Origin of the sequence: Oceanisphaera sp. W20_SRM_FM3 (genome assembly GCF_052119705.1) — a bacterium.
In the GTDB taxonomy this organism is placed as follows: domain Bacteria; phylum Pseudomonadota; class Gammaproteobacteria; order Enterobacterales; family Aeromonadaceae; genus Oceanimonas.
On the sequence record NZ_JBGQOP010000006.1, the window covers coordinates 110,616 to 128,588 of the forward strand.

15 protein-coding genes and 1 other annotated feature are annotated in these 17,973 nt (G+C 52.9%); of the genes, 5 read left to right on the forward strand and 10 right to left on the reverse strand.

What is annotated here, in order from left to right; translation table 11 throughout:
* Nucleotides 1-25: 25 nt before the first annotated feature.
* The 9 genes from hisIE to ACEN2G_RS05355 form a co-directional block, all read right to left on the reverse strand.
* Nucleotides 26-670, reverse strand: a complete 645-nt coding sequence (hisIE, locus tag ACEN2G_RS05315) for a bifunctional phosphoribosyl-AMP cyclohydrolase/phosphoribosyl-ATP diphosphatase HisIE (protein WP_442020435.1) — start codon at nucleotides 668-670, stop codon at nucleotides 26-28.
* On the reverse strand, nucleotides 663-1,436 hold the full coding sequence (hisF, locus tag ACEN2G_RS05320; protein WP_442020436.1) for an imidazole glycerol phosphate synthase subunit HisF: 774 nt from the start codon (nucleotides 1,434-1,436) through the stop codon (nucleotides 663-665). Before hisF ends, hisIE begins: the two co-directional genes overlap by 8 nt.
* On the reverse strand, nucleotides 1,418-2,155 hold the full coding sequence (gene hisA, locus ACEN2G_RS05325) for a 1-(5-phosphoribosyl)-5-[(5-phosphoribosylamino)methylideneamino]imidazole-4-carboxamide isomerase (RefSeq protein ID WP_442020437.1): 738 nt from the start codon (nucleotides 2,153-2,155) through the stop codon (nucleotides 1,418-1,420). The genes hisF and hisA overlap by 19 nt, the downstream gene beginning before the upstream one ends.
* Nucleotides 2,156-2,158: 3 nt before the next feature.
* The gene (gene hisH / locus ACEN2G_RS05330; protein WP_442020484.1) at nucleotides 2,159-2,749 is read right to left on the reverse strand and encodes an imidazole glycerol phosphate synthase subunit HisH; all 591 of its coding nucleotides are present in this window, start codon (nucleotides 2,747-2,749) and stop codon (nucleotides 2,159-2,161) included.
* A 20-nt stretch (nucleotides 2,750-2,769) separates the two neighbouring features.
* The gene (hisB, locus tag ACEN2G_RS05335; RefSeq protein ID WP_442020438.1) at nucleotides 2,770-3,855 is read right to left on the reverse strand and encodes a bifunctional histidinol-phosphatase/imidazoleglycerol-phosphate dehydratase HisB; all 1,086 of its coding nucleotides are present in this window, start codon (nucleotides 3,853-3,855) and stop codon (nucleotides 2,770-2,772) included.
* Nucleotides 3,856-4,959, reverse strand: coding sequence for a histidinol-phosphate transaminase (gene hisC / locus ACEN2G_RS05340; protein WP_442020439.1), 1,104 nt, complete (start codon nucleotides 4,957-4,959; stop codon nucleotides 3,856-3,858).
* Nucleotides 4,956-6,263 (reverse strand): histidinol dehydrogenase, encoded by a 1,308-nt coding sequence (gene hisD, locus ACEN2G_RS05345; RefSeq protein ID WP_442020440.1) that lies wholly within the window; start codon nucleotides 6,261-6,263, stop codon nucleotides 4,956-4,958. Before hisD ends, hisC begins: the two co-directional genes overlap by 4 nt.
* Nucleotides 6,264-6,265: 2 nt before the next feature.
* Nucleotides 6,266-7,168, reverse strand: coding sequence for an ATP phosphoribosyltransferase (gene hisG, locus ACEN2G_RS05350; RefSeq protein ID WP_442020441.1), 903 nt, complete (start codon nucleotides 7,166-7,168; stop codon nucleotides 6,266-6,268).
* An 86-nt stretch (nucleotides 7,169-7,254) separates the two neighbouring features.
* Nucleotides 7,255-7,375 (reverse strand) — a sequence feature (His leader region).
* Between the two features lie 346 nt (nucleotides 7,376-7,721).
* Nucleotides 7,722-8,765 carry a TAXI family TRAP transporter solute-binding subunit gene (locus ACEN2G_RS05355; protein ID WP_442020442.1) on the reverse strand — a complete coding sequence of 348 codons (1,044 nt, stop codon included), beginning with the start codon at nucleotides 8,763-8,765 and terminating at the stop codon, nucleotides 7,722-7,724.
* A 314-nt stretch (nucleotides 8,766-9,079) separates the two neighbouring features.
* On the opposite strand from ACEN2G_RS05355, the gene ACEN2G_RS05360 reads away from it, so the two are divergent.
* Nucleotides 9,080-9,796, forward strand: a complete 717-nt coding sequence (locus ACEN2G_RS05360; RefSeq protein WP_442020443.1) for a ZIP family metal transporter — start codon at nucleotides 9,080-9,082, stop codon at nucleotides 9,794-9,796.
* 140 nt (nucleotides 9,797-9,936) lie between these two features.
* Here ACEN2G_RS05360 and ACEN2G_RS05365 read toward each other — a convergent pair whose 3' ends face one another.
* A complete protein-coding gene (locus tag ACEN2G_RS05365) occupies nucleotides 9,937-11,778 on the reverse strand; it encodes a monovalent cation:proton antiporter-2 (CPA2) family protein (RefSeq protein ID WP_442020444.1) in 1,842 nt (613 codons plus the stop codon).
* A gap of 255 nt (nucleotides 11,779-12,033) precedes the next feature.
* Between ACEN2G_RS05365 and ACEN2G_RS05370 the strand changes: the two genes are divergently transcribed.
* The 4 genes from ACEN2G_RS05370 (at nucleotide 12,034) to rnd (ending at nucleotide 17,886) form a co-directional block, all read left to right on the forward strand.
* Entirely contained in the window at nucleotides 12,034-13,944 is a 1,911-nt protein-coding gene (locus ACEN2G_RS05370) for an ATP-dependent DNA helicase (protein WP_442020485.1), read from the forward strand.
* A 1-nt stretch (nucleotide 13,945) separates the two neighbouring features.
* Nucleotides 13,946-14,671: a tRNA (adenosine(37)-N6)-threonylcarbamoyltransferase complex dimerization subunit type 1 TsaB gene (tsaB, locus tag ACEN2G_RS05375; protein ID WP_442020445.1), complete on the forward strand. Its 726-nt coding sequence runs from the start codon at nucleotides 13,946-13,948 to the stop codon at nucleotides 14,669-14,671.
* Between the two features lie 331 nt (nucleotides 14,672-15,002).
* The gene (gene fadD, locus ACEN2G_RS05380; protein WP_442020446.1) at nucleotides 15,003-16,724 is read left to right on the forward strand and encodes a long-chain-fatty-acid--CoA ligase FadD; all 1,722 of its coding nucleotides are present in this window, start codon (nucleotides 15,003-15,005) and stop codon (nucleotides 16,722-16,724) included.
* 67 nt (nucleotides 16,725-16,791) lie between these two features.
* Complete coding sequence (gene rnd, locus ACEN2G_RS05385) at nucleotides 16,792-17,886, forward strand: ribonuclease D (protein ID WP_442020447.1); 1,095 nt, start codon at nucleotides 16,792-16,794, stop codon at nucleotides 17,884-17,886.
* Nucleotides 17,887-17,973 lie beyond the last annotated feature (87 nt).

Below are 17,973 nucleotides of genomic sequence, written 5' to 3' on the forward strand. Positions count from 1 at the left end.
TGAACTTATGGTTTAACGTCAGCGCTTAGCGATGGCGCTCTTGCAGCTTATTGACAACATCACTGAGTTGTAGCTCTTCTTGCTGCAGTAATACGGTCAGGTGATAAAGTAAATCCGCTGACTCATTGACCAACTCTTCTTTGTCGTGCACGGTCGCGGCAAGGGCAGTTTCTACGCCTTCTTCACCGACCTTTTGTGCGATACGCTTGGTACCACTGGCGTACAGACTGGCGGTATAGCTGGACTTAGGATCCGCACCCTTACGGCTGGCGATCACTTGCTCTAATTCGGCCAAGAAGGTGAGGTTGGGGGTGACTTGCTCATTAAAGCAAGACACATGGCCTAAGTGACAAGTAGGACCAATTGGCTCCACTATTGCCAGCAAGGTATCGTTATCGCAGTCGGTGCTGATGTCGACTAACTGCAAAAAATGGCCGGAGCTTTCGCCCTTGGTCCACAAGCGATTTTTAGTGCGACTAAAAAAGGTCACCTGCTTGCTAGCCAAGGTGAGCGCCAGCGCCTCGGTGTTCATGTAGCCCAGCATTAGCACGCGGCCGCTGTGGCGGTCTTGCACTATTACCGGCATTAAACCGTCTACCTTAGCCCAATCCAGTTGGCTTTCATTAAAGCGGCTTTCGTCGAACGATAATACTTGCTTAGCATCAGTCACGAGTTTGAATTCCTTGTTGTCTTAAATACTGCTTCAGCTCAGCGATATTGATGATGCCTTTGTGAAACACGGATGCGGCCAGCGCGCCGTCTACGTCTGCCTGTAAGAAGGCGTCTTTAAAGTGCACCATTTCACCGGCGCCGCCTGAGGCAATGAGCGGCACATTACAAATGGCGCGTACTTTTTGTAGCTGCTCAAGATCGTAACCTTGGCGCACGCCGTCTTGGTTCATGACGTTCAGCACAATTTCACCGGCACCGCGGCGCTGCACTTCTTCCACCCAGTCCAGCGTGCTCCACTTAGTGACCTGAGTGCGGCTTTCGTCACCGGTAAACTGGTGTACCTGATAGAGACCAGTGGTCTCGTCATAGTAAGAGTCGATACCTACTACTATGCACTGTACGCCAAAGGTATTGGCAAGCTCGGTGATCAGTGCGGGATTGCTGAGTGCGGGTGAGTTGATGGAGATCTTATCGGCGCCAAACTCTAAAATTTGCGCCGCATCTGCCACCGATTTAATGCCACCGGCCACACAAAATGGAATGTCGATCACTTCCGCCACGCGGCTGACCCAGCTCTTATCGACCACACGGTCTTGGCTGCTGGCGGTGATGTCATAAAACACCAATTCATCGGCGCCTTCGGCCGCATAGCGTTGGGCCAATGGCACTATGTCACCGATAATTTCGTGGTTACGAAACTTAACGCCTTTTACTACTAAGCCGTCTTTTACGTCTAAACAGGGAATTATGCGTCTTGCCAGCATGCGATTGCCTCTTCTACGGTGAATTTACCTTCCAGCAAAGAGCGACCTAAGATAACCCCGGCCACGCCAGTGTTAGTCAGCGCCTTAATGTCATCGATGTTGCCGATGCCGCCAGAGGCCTGCCATAAAATGGTGGGGTAGCGCGCCGCTAGCTCGCGGTATAAGGCGACGTTTGAGCCAGTGAGCGTGCCGTCTTTGGAGATGTCGGTACACAACACATGGCACAGGCCGGCCGGCAGATAATGCTCGAGCAGGGCTTCGATAGTGATGCCGCTGTCTTCTTGCCAACCGGCAATGGCAATTTTCTTCTCGCCTTCAGGCGTAATGTTAATGTCTAGCGCCAGCACGATGCGCTCTGGGCCGTATTGCTTGATCCAACTCACCACCAATTCCGGATTTTTCACCGCCGTGGAGCCAATGACTACCCGTTGCACGCCGATATCCAGCAAGTCTTTCACGTCTTGCTCGGTGCGAATGCCGCCACCAATTTGCACTGGCACTGGGGTGTTGGTTACTAAGTCTTTAATGATCTCGAGCTGGCGCTGGCTGCTGTCTTTGGCGCCGTCTAAGTCTACTAAATGCAGCTGCGTGGCACCGGCGGCGACATAGAGGTCGAAGCGTTCTTGGGCCGAGGCCGAGTATTGGGTTTTTTGCTGGTAGTCGCCTTGATACAGACGCACCACTTTACCGCCAATGAGGTCGATGGCAGGAATAATCATAATTTACAGCTCCAAGAAATTTTTCAGCAGTTGCGCACCGGCCGCACCCGAGCGCTCGGGGTGAAACTGCACGCCAAAGAAATTGGCGTTGCCAATGGCGGCACTAAAGGCCGCGCCGTGCTGGCTGCTGGCCAGCGTATAGTCGCCTACCGGCACCGCATAGGAGTGCACGAAGTAGAAATAGCTGCCATCGGGAATGTCGTTAAACAGCGGATGATCTGGCATGGAGGTAATTTGATTCCAGCCCATGTGCGGCAAGCGCACGCCATCACTTGCTTGCATGTGCTGACACTCGGCATCCACTAGGCCTAAGCAGTCCACGTTACCTTCTGCCGAGTGCTTAACCAACATCTGCATGCCAAGGCAAATGCCCAGTACCGGCTGTTGCAATTGCCCGATTAACTCCACCAAATTACGCTCGGTCAGGTTTTTCATGGCTTCCGATGCGGTGCCCACGCCGGGCAACAGCAGCTTATCTGCGGCCAGTAGCACGGCGTGATCACGGCTCACGGTTACGCTGTAGCCTAAGCGTTCGATGGCGTAGCGCACCGAGGACAGGTTGGCGCAGCCGGTATCAATAATAGCGACCTTGATGTTGTTGCTAGTGGCTTCGCTCACAAGACCCCCTTGCTGGAAGGCAATTCATTACCCTCCACCTTGAGTGCTTGGCGCAGGGCGCGGCCAAAGCTCTTAAAAGTGCTTTCCACCATGTGATGGGTATTGTCACCGCTCACTTTCAGGTGGATGTTGCAGGCCAGACTATCACTTAACGAGCGGAAGAAGTGCGGCACCATTTCTACCGACATATCGCCGACCTTGTCTTGCTTAAATTTACCGTCAAACGACATATACGGGCGACCGGATAAATCCAGCGTGACCGCCGCCTCACATTCGTCCATCGGCAGTACGAAACCAAAGCGACCGATGCCGCGTTTGTTGCCGAGCGCCTTGCGCAGGGCTTCGCCTAAAGCCAGAGCCGTGTCTTCAACTGTGTGGTGGTCGTCTATGTGCAAGTCGCCATCGACTTGCACGTTGAGCTGAAAACCGCCGTGGGTGGCAATTTGGTCTAACATATGGTCGAAGAAGTTCAGACCGGTGTGGATGTGGCTGCCACCTTGGGTATCCAGATCCAGCGAGATACGGATGTCGGTTTCTTTGGTGGTGCGGGTGACGCTGGCCTTGCGGCCACGGCTTAATAAACTCGCCACGATTTCGTTCCAACCGATAAGCTGGCCTTCGGCATCGGCATGGCCGTAGTGGAAGCTCGGCAGGCCCATGTTTTCGGCTAATTGTATGTCGGTGTGACGATCGCCAATCACCCAAGAGTCGGTAAAGTCGATGCGACCGGCTTGCAGGTAATCTTTCACCAGACCTAAGCGTGGCTTACGGCACGCGCAGTCGTCTTCTTGAAAATGCGGGCAGATTAAGGTGTCCTGAAACTGCACCCCTTGAGAATTCAAGATCTGCATCATCAAGTTATGCGGCGCATCAAAGTCCGCTTGCGGGAAGCTGTCTGTGCCTAAGCCGTCTTGATTGGTCACCATTACCAGCTTGTAGCCTGCGTCTTGCAGCTTCAACAGCGCGGGGATCAGGTTGGGTAAAAACGCCAACTTATCGAGACGGTCTAATTGTTTGTCTACCGCGGGCTCTTCAACCATGGTGCCGTCGCGGTCGATAAATAAAATACGTTGCTTAGTCACTTATTGCTCCTGTTGCAGTACATCGAGTACCGCGTCCATTTCGGCTGGGGTGCCGATGGTGATCCGAATGCAGTCAGCCAAACCGGGTCGGCTGGCGAAGTCGCGCAATATAATACCGGCCTTGGCCATGCGTGCAAATAAGGCCGCACCGTCTTTAAAGCGCACCAACAAGTAGTTGCCGTGAGGGGCGAACACTTCTTTTACCTCTGAATGCTGGCTAAGTTGCAGACCGAGTGTGGTTTTTAGATCATTCACATCCGCCACGCGCTGGCGCATTACCGCCAACCCTTGCTCCGTTAACGCCTGCGCGGCAATTTGCGCCACTGGCTCTGGAATGGGGTAGGGCGCAATCACCTTTAATAGCAGCTCAATCACTTGCGGGTTTGCCAAGGTAAAGCCACAGCGCAAGCCCGCCAGACCAAAGGCCTTAGAGAGGGTGCGGATCAGCACTAACTCGGGGTAATCTGCCAGTAAGCTGGCTTGGCTAAAGCTTGGGCAAAATTCGATATAAGCTTCGTCCACCACCACCAGCGCGCGGCCTTTAGCAGCGCTCAGTAAGCGGCATAAGCCCGCTTGGTCGACCAAATCCCCAGTGGGGTTATTGGGCGAGCACAAGAACACGATTTTTACTTGGTCGAGCTTTGCAATAATGGCGTCAAACTCGGGCTGGCGCTCGGTAGACAAGGGCACATCGATAATGCCCACGTCATTGGTTTGCGCGCTGATGGCGTACATGCCATAAGTGGGCGAGCATAATAAGATGCTATCTTGACCGGGCTCACAGAAGGTGCGAATCAGTAATTCGATACCTTCATCGCCACCACGGGTTACTAACACTTGTTCGGTGCTCACACCGGCGTAGGCCGCGTAGCGATCCACCACCTGCGGCGGCTGGCATTCTGGGTAGCGATTGAGGCGCGCGCAATCAAGCTGATATTCGCCGCTGGCTGCCGCTTCGTTGGCGTTGAGCCAAATATGGCCTTGGCCACCGATGCGCCGCGCCGATTGATAAGGCGTGAGCGCACGGACTTGCTTGCGGGCTAATTGGCTGATGCCTGTATCCGATTGGCTCAAGGCTGAATTAATTAAATCATTCTGGCTCATGCTTGTTTCTCCAGCGCTTGTTTATCTAGCTTGGCAAGCCGCAGGCTGACCGCATTTTTATGGGCATCCAAGGTTTCGGTGGCCGCCAGTAATTCCACTGCAGGTCCTATGGCGCGCAGACCCGCCGGCGTTAGCTCTTGCACGGTAAAACGGCGCTGATAATCAGCTAAACCTAGGCTTGAGTAGGTGCGCGAATAACCGTAGGTGGGCAAGGTGTGGTTGGTGCCACTGGCGTAATCGCCCACCGACTCTGGCGTCCAAGCACCTAAAAATATAGAGCCGGCGTTTTTCAAACTCGGTAGCAGCGCCCGTGGGTCTGCGGTCTGTACGATCAAGTGCTCAGGGGCATAGGCGTTCGAAATTTGGGTAGCTTGCGCGAGATCGGTACAGATAAAAGTACGGCTTTCGGCGAGTGCAAGGCGTGCGATATCGGCACGCGATAACTGGGCCAATTGCTCGTCTAGCGCCAGATTCACCTGGTCGGCGAAGGCCGTGCAGGGCGTGACTAATATCACCTGCGAGTCGGTGCCGTGCTCGGCCTGAGACAATAAGTCGGAGGCCACAAAGTCGGCGTCCGCATCTGCATCGGCAATCACCAACACTTCAGAGGGGCCGGCGGGCATATCGATGGCCGCACCGTCCACATCACCGGAGACTTGGCGCTTGGCTTCTGTGACCCAGGTATTGCCAGGGCCAAAAATCTTGTCCACCTTAGTGATGGTCTCACTGCCATACGCCATGGCCGCTACCGCCTGCGCGCCGCCCAAGGTATAGATGGCATCCACGCCACAGCGGCTGGCGGTGTAAATGATGGCGTCATTAATCGGCGGCGGTGAGCACAATACCACGCGCTCGCAACCGGCTAAACGAGCCGGAATGGCCAACATCATCACGGTGGACACTAAAGGCGCGGTGCCACCGGGCACATATAGGCCTACTTTTTCAATCGGCTGAAGGTGCAGCTCACAGTGCACACCTGGGCTGGTTTCTTGCACTATTGGCGTCGGCAACTGAGCACGGTGAAAGGTCTCAATATTGGTCATCGCCAAGCCGATGGCGGCTTTTAGCTCGTCACTGACGCGTGTTGATGCCGCATCTATCTCGGCCTGCGTTAATTGCAGCGTCTCGCGCTCTGCCTTGTCTAAGGTGCGCGTCAGCTCAATCAGGGCCGCATCGCCGCCTTGGCGGACCTTATCTATAATCTCAGCTACTTGGGCTTCACGGCCACCTTGGGCGAGCGCGGGGCGCCGTAACGCCTGTGCTTGCTCCGCCGTACTTAAGGCATTCCAATCCAGAATTTTCATGATTACTCCATCATCTTCTCGATGGGCAAGACTAAGATGGACGAGGCGCCCAACTCTTTTAAGCCTTCCATGGTTTCCCAGAACATGTCTTCGCTGCTCACCACGTGAATGGCCACTTGGTTGCTTTCACCGGCCAGCGCCATGATAGTGGGGCGCTCGACACCGGGTAGCAGGTCAATTACTTGTTCTAAGCGATCTTTTGGCGCGTGCAGCATTATGTATTTGCTTTCGCGGGCTTGCTGTAAGCCTTGAATACGTGGCAATAACTTATCGATCACCGCTTGTTTACTGGCAGATAACTCAACCGCACTTTGGATCAGCACGGCTTTAGAGCGAAAGATCACGTCCGCTTCCACTAAGCCGTTGGCTTCAAGTGTGGCACCGGTTGATACCAAGTCACAAATGGCATCGGCGACACCGGCGCGAGGCGCCACTTCTACCGAGCCGTTTAGCATCACGCTCTTAAATTTCACGCCTTGGTCGTCCATAAAACGCTTTAATAACCAAGGATAAGAGGTGGCGATGCGCTTGCCTTCGAGGCTTTTCACGCCGCTATAATTGGCATCTTGCGCCACGGCAAGGGATAAGCGGCAACCGCCAAAGTCTAAGCGCTTTAGCACGCTGTATTCGGCGGCTTCGCCTTGGGCTTGGCGATCCATCAGGGTTTCTTCTAATACGTTTTCGCCCACCACGCCCAAATCCACTACGCCATCCATCACCAAACCTGGAATATCGTCATCGCGCACTAACAATAAGTCGACGGGCATGTTTTCGGCGTGAGCGATCAAGCGCTGCTCACGAATGTTGAGTTTAACGCCACACCCTTTGAGCAGTTGCTGACATTCTTTGCTTAAACGGCCTGATTTTTGAATTGCGATACGTAGACGTGTGTTATCCGAAGTCATGATGCTGGTTTCCTTGTGTGTCACGTTAAATGCTAAAAAATAAAAGTGCCTGATTTGAAACAAAACGTTAAAACGAAAATAAAAAACGAAAAAAACCCCCGGAGCAAAGCTTCCGAGGGTCATTTTACAGTCCTGCTGGAAGCCGCCAAGCGTGTGGCCTTCCAGAATAATATTCTGAAAGCCTAGTCGAAGAAATGATGGTGATGATGCTTGGCGTCGAGCAGGAAGTTCATAAATAGTTGGCCTATGTGTTACTAAAATGCGTTGCTAAACTGTCTAGCTATTAGGGTCTGGGCCCACATTAGCAAGCTGAGCTGAGTTTGCCAACCCCAGAAAGCAAGAAAGTTCCCAGCTTGTTTATTTGTTTGCCTGTACCCCGGATCCGGTGCAGGCGTCGTGTTAGTTACTTATATTGCAATATATTAAACTGGCAGACTATTAAACTGTCATTGATCTGTCCGCCAGCCTTAAGGTGGCTGCTTTTGCTTAACGGCCATACATCACCTTAGTCGTGCTTATCTGCCATAAAAGGGCAGCTCATTGAAAGGACGCTTTATTGGCTGATGGGGATCTCACTGAAGGATGAAATAGGATTGCTAGCGCGGGTGATAATATGAAACACCTCTGGATACAGTTGGCCGATAAAGGCTGCGTTATCGACGGCTGTATTGGCAAAGTGGCCGGTGCCAGCTTGGGCGTCGAGTGCGCTGATATTAACCGTCATGCTTAAGTCTAATTTTCCTTCAGCAAGACTGCTTAAATTCTCTAATGACGCATCTGTGGCCACACTGGTGATATTAATGCTTGGAATAAACTGATTCCAGCGGCTGGCGAGCTCACCGCCGAGCGGGTAATAGGTGCCGCCTTGGCTCCCCGAACCCAGCATAAATTCCTGTTTATTGATGACCAGATTTAACTCGGCCACGGGTAAGTTGACGGTGAGGCCTTGCTCTTCATAAAAACGCTTTGCACCGGGATGAATACGCAGCCCCTCGGCACCCTCTAATGCATGCTCTAGCGCTAAAAAGGGCGCTTGAGAGTGGGCTATGCTGCTGCCTTGCTGATACATGACTTTGGCTAATTGGTAAGCCAGCTCATCGCTCACGGTTTGGGTGTTGGCCATGAGTACCGCGAAGGCCGCGAGCGTCGTTACGTCTTGTTCTAAAAATAGGTAGCTTTTTTTGGGGATAGTAAAGCGGCGATAACCGGTGTTTTTTTCAAAATCAGCCAAGACGGCATCAGACACACTCAATAAATTGAGATCGCCTGTGGCGGCCTGCAGGCTGTCGACATTACGACTGGGCAAGCCAAAAAAGCCCATGGCAATATCCGTGCTGCCAGTTTGAATGCCATTGAGTGCCTCTTCAAATCTACCTTCTTGGGCGCTAACGTCGTGTTCTGTGAGGTGATAAGCGTCTAACAGACGAAGGGAGACGTGGTGGCTGGCGCTATTCTCTGGGCCGAGCGCGATTCTGGCTTTGTGCTCGGCTGTATCGCAACCTGCGAGCGTAACCAACAGCAGTGGTGTGACCAGCGTAGCGAGTCGCTTTTTTACCGGCTTGGTAAAGTGTGCTCCAAGCAGTCCCCTAATTTTCATCCGTCTATCCGTCCTCATTGTCAAGCAAGCCGCCATATTAGCGCGAAATGGTAACAATGGCACTTTACGTCTTTGCGCAAAATCACATAACTGCGACCAGCGTCGTTAGCAAACGAAGTCGCAGCGCTTGTTCTCCATTGCAAGCGACTTACCGTGCGCTGATAGGTGTTTTTTGGGTGTCTTGATGTGTGAGCCCAGGGCAGGCAACATAGGGCATAAGTCGGCATAATCAGCGTCAAATGAGTAATAATTTTCAGGGCGTTATTTATCAGCCCCTAAAAAAGTGCTGTTTATAACGTGATAAGGAGAGGGGTATGCTGGAGATAGGGATTATTATCGGTTTGACCTTGCTTGCGGGTCTGGCCATGCCGTTGGGGGCTTTTGTTGGGAGTTATCAGCATCTGCGGCCAAACTGGCTAGAAAATGAATTACGCCACGGGATAGCGGCCTTTGGCGGCGGCGCTTTGCTGTCGGCGGTGGCCTTGGTATTGGTGCCCGAGGGCACGGCACACTTATCCTTGTGGGTCGCGGTACTGTGCTTTAGTGCGGGCGGTCTGACCTTTATGGCGCTGGATATGTTGCTGTATAAGTTCAATACACCGGCTAGCCAATTGGCGGCCATGTTATCTGATTTTATTCCGGAGTCGCTGGCGCTGGGTGCGGCCTTGGCGTTGGGCGGCTCAGGCAGTGCGCTGTTATTAGCGATACTGATGGCGCTGCAAAATATGCCTGAAGGCTTTAATGCGTTTCGGGAGCTTAAGGCGGCAGGTCGTTACAGCGGCAAGCGCATCATTATCACGTTTGCCGTGATGGCTTTGTTAGGACCGGTTGCGGGCTTGTCGGGTTATGTGTGGCTGGCCGACTCTCCCATGTTAGTGGCGGGTATTATGCTGTTTGCGGCGGGGGGGATTTTATATTCGGTGTTTCAAGATATAGCCCCACAAGCGGTACTCGATAAACACTGGGCACCGCCCATGGGGGCCGTGCTGGGTTTTGTATTGGGCGTAGCAGGGCATATGCTTACCCAATAACCATACGGGAGTGAAGGCGCGCGGTAACCTGCGCACCTTGGTCATTGCGAGCGTAGCGCGGCAATCCATGCTACAACGGCGCGGTACACAACTCTGGATTGCCGCGTCGCTACGCTCCTCGCAATGACAGCTGAGGGGCGCTAGTGTTTATTGTCGCGCTCAGTATTGGCTTCTTGTTGCAGCACTTTGGGCGCTTTTTCAATATGGTCTGCCTCAAACAAGGTTTCTAGCTCGGCGCGGGCTTGGCGCGCACTTTGAAATAGCGCCGCTTCATCGTCATACACCTTATGCTGCTCCATCAGTAGTTGTTCATCGTGCTCGCGAAAGCGATGTAAGCGCGCTTCAATTTGTTCTTCTTTTAGGCCTAAGCCTTGCATTACCCGCCGACACATTTCGAGGCTGGAATGAAAGGTCTCGCGCACCGGCATGGCCCCTAAATCCCATAGTTTGTGCACGTGCTGGCGGTTACGCGCTCGAGATACCACTTTCATATGCGGATAACGAGCACGAATGGCTTGAGTAATATGCAGATTGGTATCGGGATTGTCGGTGGCGACAATAAAAAACTCCGCCTGCTCGGCACCGGCACTGCGCAACACGCCGGGGCGCAATGGATCCCCGTAAAAGATGGCGATATTATCAATTTTGCGGGTAATGCTGATGGTGTCGACTTCGGTTTCAAAGGCCACAAAGGGAATGCGCTGTGCGCGCAACACCCGCGCCACAATTTGCCCCATGCGGCCCATGCCGACGATCACGGCACGGGGCTGATTATCAGTCACCTCGTGATATTCGGGCGGCACTGGGCGAATAGTGGCCGCTTGAGTCAGTATTTGAGATAAAGCCAGCAAGATGAGCGGCGTTAACGCCATCGATAAGGTGATGGTCAGCACTAAAATACTGTGCAGTTCACGGTCAAACAGGGCGTTATCACGGGCAAGACCAAACAATACGAAAGCAAACTCGCCACCGGCGGCCAGTAACAGGCCTAATTTAAGGGCGCTCATGCCATCGAGCTGGCCGATTTGGCGACCGACCAAGGCTAACAAAGGCAATTTTAGTGCCAGCAGTAATAGCGATAAGCCAATAATTAGCACAGGATGACCCAAAAGCAGACTTAAATCCGCACTCATGCCCACACCAATAAAGAACAAGCCCAGCAATAAGCCTTTAAAGGGCTCGATTTGCGACTCTAATTCGTGGCGATATTCAGAATCTGCCAACAGCATGCCGGCCAAGAAGGCACCGAGCGCCATGGACACATGGGCCCATTCCATTAAATAGGCGGTGCCCATGACCACTAATAAGGCGGTAGCCGTCGACACTTCTTGTAAGCCGGTTTTGGCGACGATGCGAAATACCGGTCGCAATAAGTAACGGCCGCCGATCACCACCAGACCTATGCTGGCGACCATTTGCAGTAATTGGACGCCTCCTGTGCCTGAGTTGGCTTGCGCCGCACCCAGCGCCGGAACCATGGCAATCAGTGGGATGGCGGCTATGTCTTGAAACAATAAGATGGCGAAGGCTTGGCGGCCATGGGGGCTGGTCATTTCCTTGCGCTCGGCTAGTAGCTGTAAGCCCATGGCCGTGGAAGAAAGCGCCAATCCAAAGCCGATGATGACGGCGGCTTTCCAACCTTGACCAAAACCTTGCCAAGCGATGATACCTAACACTAGTCCGGTGAGCAGCACCTGCGAGAGGCCGGCGCCAAACACGGCGCGGCGCATCACCCAAAGCCGTCGCGGCGATAACTCGAGGCCGATAATAAACATCAGCATCACCACGCCCAGCTCAGATAGCTGAGAGATGCTGTCGGGTTGGCTTATCAAGCCCAATACCGAGGGGCCGATTAACACGCCGCCCAGCAAATAGCCCAGCACGGCGCCCAGTTTTAGCCGCTTAGCGAGCGGTACCATTAACACTGCGGTTAATAGAAAGACAACGCTGGCATGCAGTAAGCCACCGGTTTCTTGCATCATAACTCCTAGCAATCGGAGGCGGTGCTTGAGGAGAGCACTCGCGAAAAAAACCAAAATAGTGTCGCACGGGCGTGTTAAAAACTAAATGTAAATGAAATATAAAAACGCAATGCTTAGGCATCGTCTTGCTAACGCTTTGGTGACCGCTTTTGTTATCATGACTTTTTATTAAATAGAGACTCACCGGTTTTGGATGATGACAGCACACGTATCGATGCTAACTTGACGGATCCTGCTGGGGATTTATCTGCGGATTTGTTGACGGGTCTCTTTGCGCCACAAGGCCCCTTGGTACAAGCGATAGCGGGCTTTCAGCCTAGAGCGGCGCAAATAGCCATGGCCGATGCCGTCACCCAAGCGCTGCACACTCAGCAACCGCTGGTGGTTGAGGCGGGCACTGGCACCGGCAAAACCTTCGCCTATTTGGCCCCTGTATTGGCGAGCGGTAAGAAAGTTATCCTCAGTACCGGCTCGCGCAATCTGCAAGAGCAGCTGTTTCATCGTGACTTGCCGACGCTGATGAAGGCCATGCACTATCATCATCCGGTGGCGCTACTTAAGGGGCGCGCCAACTATATCTGCATCGAACGCCTTAATTTACTGAACGACAGCGTGCCGCATTTGTCGCCGGAAGGCTTAGCCGACTTGCAAAGAGTGCGCCGCTTTATGCCCATGACCCACAGCGGGGATATTGGCGATATTCCGGGGTTGGCGGAGCGCAGTGACGTGTTGGCGCTGGTGACCAGCAATAACGACAACTGCTTAGGCCGAGAATGCGGCCATTATCAAGACTGCTTTCTGGTAAAGGCGCGCGCCAAGGCCATGGACGCACAGGTGGTGGTGGTGAATCATCATCTGTTTTTTGCCGACATGGCGGTGCGCGATACCGGCTTTGGCCAGCTTATTCCCGATGCCGACGCCTATATTCTCGATGAGGCTCATCAGCTGCCAGAGATTGCCGGCCAGTATTTTGGTCAGAGTCAGTCCAGTCGCCAATGGTTAGAATTAGCGCGTGACGTGCGGCTGGCGCAAAAAGTCGAAGCCAAAGACATGGCGCAAATTGCAAAGGCGGCAGATCAAATTGAGCGCCATGCCCAAGACTTGCGTCTTACCTTTGGTTACGACAGCTCGCGCGGCCAACTTAGGCCTATGTTGGCTAAGCCCGATGTGGGCCAAGCGCTGGTGCGCCTCAACGAAAGCGCCAGCTTCGCTTATGATGTTTTGAAGCTGGCGCTGGGGCGGGGCGAACAACTGGACCAAGGCTTTGAGCGCTTGGTGAGTATGCGCAGCCAATTAGAGTCGGTGACGCGCATCCAAGAAGACGGCTATTCCTATTGGTTTGAATGCACGCGCCTGCACATTAGTTTTCATAAGACGCCCTTATCGGTGGCAGAGCGCTTTTCGGCGGAGCTGGCTAAAGAGAAGGTCAGTTGGATTTTCACCTCGGCCACCTTGGCGGTGGGTGACAGCTTTGGCCACTTTTGTGCGGACATGGGCCTCAATGATTGCCGTACCCTGCAATTAGACAGCCCCTTCGATTACGCCCAGCAGTCACGTTTATGTGTACCGCGCTATTTACCCGCTACCAATGCCCTTAATCGCGGCAAGCAATTGGCGGAAAGTTTGCTGGAGACCTTAAGCTTGGTACCCGGCGGCAGCTTTTTTCTCTGCACCAGCTATAAGGTGATGAATGAGGTGGCGGAAATTTTGCGCCAGCAATTAGATCGCACCATATTAGTGCAGGGTGAAGATAACAAGGTGCGCTTGCTCGAACGATTTAGCCAAGATGGTCGAGCGGTGTTAGTGGCCACCAGCAGCTTTTGGGAAGGCATAGACGTACGTGGGCAGGCATTACGATGCGTGGTGATCGACAAATTGCCTTTTAGTGCGCCAGACGATCCACAACTGAGCGCGCGGCTCGAAGACTGTAAACGCCGCGGTGAAGACGGCTTTGTCAAGGTGCAATTACCCAAGGCCATTATCACCTTAAAACAGGGCGTGGGCCGTTTGATCCGCGATATTAGCGATCAAGGCGTACTGATTATTACCGATGATAGATTAGTCAACCGCGCCTATGGCGGCGATTTTCTCAATAGTTTACCGGCCATGCCGCGCACCCGAAGCCTGGCCGAGTTGAATGCTTTTTTATTAACGCTGGAGCAATAATATGACCCGCATTTCGGCCAAAATTTTGGCCATAGACACGGCCACCGAGGCCTGTTCAGCCGCCCTGTGGCAAGACGGCCGTTTACTTAGCCGTTATGAGGTCGCACCACGCGGTCATACGGACTTAATTTTGCCCATGGTGGCCGAGTTATTGGCAGAAAGTGAATTAACGCTTAACCAGCTGGATGCCATCGCCTTCGGCCGTGGTCCTGGCTCCTTTACGGGCGTGCGCATCACCTTGGGCGTGGCGCAAGGCCTAGCCTTTGGCGCCGATCTGCCCTTACTGGGCGTGTCTAATTTACAAGCGCTGGCGCAGGGCGCGTATCGAGTTTGCCGAGCCGAGTCGGCTTTAGCGGCGATAGATGCGCGCATGGGGGAGATTTACGTGGGCGGCTTTGCGCTACGTAATAATGATGGCGCTAGTGATGGTGAGGGCGATGGCCTGATGATCAGTACCGATCTCGAGCAAGTCCTCACACCGAGTGATTGGCTGGCAAGCACAGCGGGCCAAGGCTGGACTGTGGGTGTGGGCTCAGGCTTTGTCACCTATCCAGAGCTGAATGCCCGTTATGGTGAGCTATGCACGGCGTTGCCCTATCCCGAGGCGCAAGACTTATTGCCGCAGGCGTTAGCTATGTGGCAGCAAGGGCTAGGCGTGGCGGCAGCAGAGGCTGTGCCTGTCTATTTGCGAGACAAGGTCACCTGGCAAAAACTGCCAGGCCGCTAAGGAAATACCCATGGTTATATTTTCAATCAGGCAGCGTCTCGATAAGCAGTGCTTATTGTTTTACGCACAGCGCCCTTATCATCGCAGTTTGCAGTATCGATTGCGCCGACGACGTAATAATCTGCGCAGGACTCGCTTGTGGCATTTTAGGCAGCGTTAGTCACGTTATCATTCGCAATTTGTGTTATGTTTTAGTTACTTAATTGTGTTTAATTGTCGGTATTAGAACGAGAGGTTTAGGCAAACGGCGTTAAATTTAGTAAAGGGTGATCCGGTTACGCGCGCCTATTCAGCTTTGTCATCGCGTTATGTCCTGTACTAGGAGAACAATATGGAACATGTTCAAGCAGAACCGCAGCCGCTGTCTTTCACGGGCAAGCCCTGGCTAAACCGATATCCAGACGACGTACCCGACGAGATTGATGCCGATAAATTTAGCTCGTTAATGGAGATGTTTGAGCAGGGCGTTCGTGATTATGCCGATAAGCCGGCTTTTACTAACTTCGGTAAGACCATCAGCTATCGGGAGCTAGATACCTTGTCGCGGGACTTTGCGGCTTACTTACAAAGTAGCCTGCAGCTCAGCGTCGGCGATCGTATCGCCCTTATGATGCCTAACCTGTTGCAGTATCCGGTGTGTTTGTTTGGCGCCTTGCGGGCGGGACTGGTGGTGGTGAACGTTAACCCCTTATATACGGCCCGTGAATTAAAATTCCAGTTAAACGATGCTCAAGTAGACACTATCGTGATCGTGGAAAACTTCGCCCATACCTTGACCGAAGTCTTGTCTGATACAGCGGTCAAAAACGTGCTGTTAACTCGTATGGGAGATCACTTAGGGCGAGTAAAAGGCACAGTACTGAATTTAGTGGTGAAGTACGTAAAGAAGTTGATCCCCGCCTATCAGTTGCCCAGCGCCATCACGTATCAAGCCGCCATGGGCGCGGGTAGAAAATTACCGTATGCGCGGCCTACGCTTACCGGCGACAGCTTAGCTTTCTTACAATATACCGGCGGCACCACAGGGCGCTCAAAAGGCGCCATGTTAAGTCATCGTAATTTGCTGGCTAACGTTGAACAATGCGTGGGCGTATACGGACCTGTGCTAAAAGTGGGCAAGGAGAAAGTGGTCACGGCATTACCGCTTTATCATATATTTGCGCTCACTGCGAACGGCCTGTTGTTCTTTCGCTTAGGGTCGGAAAACTTATTAATCACCAATCCGCGGGATATTCCCCGCTTCGTGAAAGAGCTAGATAACGCGAATTTCACCTGCATTACTGGCGTGAATACCTTATTTAATGCGTTGATTAATAATGAAGATTTTCAAAAACTTAACTTTAGTAGTTTGAAGCTCACCATAGGGGGCGGCATGGCAGTGCAGCGGGTGGTGGCTGAGCACTGGCAGCGCATCACCGGCTGTCGATTGCTTGAAGGCTATGGACTCACCGAATGCTCACCCTTGGTAACCGTCTGCCCTTATGATATGCAGGCCTATAACGGATCCATCGGCTTGCCGGTGTGCGCCACCGATGTGCGTTTGGTGGACGATCATGATGAAGTGATTAGCTTGACACATACGCCGGGTGAAATGGAGGTAAAAGGGCCACAGGTGATGAGTGGTTACTGGCAGGCCGACCCCAATGAGGCTAAAGGTCCAGACAGCCCTTTTCATGATGGCTGGCTGCGTACCGGTGACATTGCCACCATGGATGAGCAAGGCTTCTTTACCATAGTGGATCGCAAGAAAGACATGATATTGGTGTCGGGCTTTAATGTGTTCCCCAATGAGATTGAAGAAGTCGCTATGCAGCATCCGAACGTCTTGGAAGCCGCCGCCGTGGGTGTACAACAAGCCGAAGGGGGTGAAATAGTGAAGCTAGTGGTGGTGAAAAAGCCCGGTACTCAATTGGATGAAAAGACTTTGAAGGATCACTGTCGCCAATATCTTACTGCCTATAAGGTGCCGAAAGTGGTAGAATTTCGCGACGAATTGCCCAAAACAAACGTCGGTAAAATACTGCGCCGAGAGCTCAGAGACACAGTGTCCTAGCTTAATTTTCGTTTGCGTTTAAACCCCGGGCCTCCGGGGTTTTTTATGACCGTTTAGACGAGTACCCATGACTTATACCTTGATCACCGATACCCCAGCCCTCGCCGATTTCTGCCAGACTCCCGCTCGCGTGCTGGCGCTGGATACGGAATTTATTCGCACTCGCACTTTTTATGCCAAGCCGGGTTTATATCAGCTGTTTGATGGCCAGCAGACGGTATTGATTGATCCTGTGGTCGTGCCTGACTTATCGCCTTTATGGCAGTTATTACAAGATCCCGCTCGTATCTGCGTGCTGCACGCGGGGGGAGAAGATTTAGAGTTATTACAGCATCAAAGTGGCGGCTTGCCGGCGCATATTCATGACACGCAATTGGCCGCCGCTTTCTTAGGCATAGGTGCCCAAATTGGCTTTGCGCCGCTGGTAGAAAACCTGCTCGGTGTACATTTAGATAAAGCCCATTCGCGCACCGATTGGCTGGCGCGCCCTTTATCGAGTGCACAACTGAATTATGCGGCGGACGATGTGATTTATCTGTATCCCATTTATCAGCAGCTAATGGAGCGTTTGGCCAAGAAAGGGCTGATGGACTGGTTTGAACAAGAGTGTGAGCGGGGCGTTAAACGTCGCAGTGAAAGTGTCGACCCGCAATTTGCCTACCTCGACATTAAAAACGCGTGGACACTGGACCGCCAAGCATTGGCGATTTTGCAGCATGTATGCGAATGGCGCTTAACCGAGGCGCGTCGTCGCGACTTAGCGGTGAACTTTGTGGTGAAAGAAGCGCACTTGTTGCGCGTGGCTGAACGTGCGCCCTTGACGCTTTCAGATTTGAACAAGTTAGACTTGGATCCCATGGAAATTCGTCGTCACGGTGACACCCTGCTCAAATTAGTGCAAGTGGCACTGGACAGCCCAGAGCGCTGGCCTGATCCGGTGCAGCGCTTGATTGACTTCCCTGATTACAAAAGCGAGCTAGCGCGCATTAAGGGCTTGATTGATATTGCCGGTGAGCAGGCCGAGATACCGACCGAGGTGATAGCGTCAAAGCGAGTGATCCATCAGTACTTAAGCTGGAAGTGGCGCTTGAGTGAGAGCCGAGACATGACGCCCACCTTGTTGCAGGGCTGGCGTGGCGAGCTGTTAGCGGGGCAGTTATAAGTGGCTGAGTCGTCAAACGTGAAGCGTAAGGAGTAACCTCCCTCGCTCATGCTGCAAAAAGCCCCAAGGCCAACATCTGTTGGCCTT

What these genes read in the sequence shown, in the direction of transcription:
- rnd (WP_442020447.1), top strand. Translation starts at nt 16,792, where the DNA reads ATGACTTATACCTTGATCACCGATACCCCAGCCCTCGCCGATTTCTGC.
- ACEN2G_RS05355 (WP_442020442.1), bottom strand. Translation starts at nt 8,765, where the DNA reads ATGAAAATTAGGGGACTGCTTGGAGCACACTTTACCAAGCCGGTAAAA.
- hisC (WP_442020439.1), bottom strand. Translation starts at nt 4,959, where the DNA reads ATGAGCCAGAATGATTTAATTAATTCAGCCTTGAGCCAATCGGATACA.
- fadD (WP_442020446.1), top strand. Translation starts at nt 15,003, where the DNA reads ATGGAACATGTTCAAGCAGAACCGCAGCCGCTGTCTTTCACGGGCAAG.
- ACEN2G_RS05360 (WP_442020443.1), top strand. Translation starts at nt 9,080, where the DNA reads ATGCTGGAGATAGGGATTATTATCGGTTTGACCTTGCTTGCGGGTCTG.
- hisF (WP_442020436.1), bottom strand. Translation starts at nt 1,436, where the DNA reads ATGCTGGCAAGACGCATAATTCCCTGTTTAGACGTAAAAGACGGCTTA.
- hisD (WP_442020440.1), bottom strand. Translation starts at nt 6,263, where the DNA reads ATGAAAATTCTGGATTGGAATGCCTTAAGTACGGCGGAGCAAGCACAG.
- tsaB (WP_442020445.1), top strand. Translation starts at nt 13,946, where the DNA reads ATGACCCGCATTTCGGCCAAAATTTTGGCCATAGACACGGCCACCGAG.
- hisG (WP_442020441.1), bottom strand. Translation starts at nt 7,168, where the DNA reads ATGACTTCGGATAACACACGTCTACGTATCGCAATTCAAAAATCAGGC.
- hisA (WP_442020437.1), bottom strand. Translation starts at nt 2,155, where the DNA reads ATGATTATTCCTGCCATCGACCTCATTGGCGGTAAAGTGGTGCGTCTG.
- ACEN2G_RS05365 (WP_442020444.1), bottom strand. Translation starts at nt 11,778, where the DNA reads ATGATGCAAGAAACCGGTGGCTTACTGCATGCCAGCGTTGTCTTTCTA.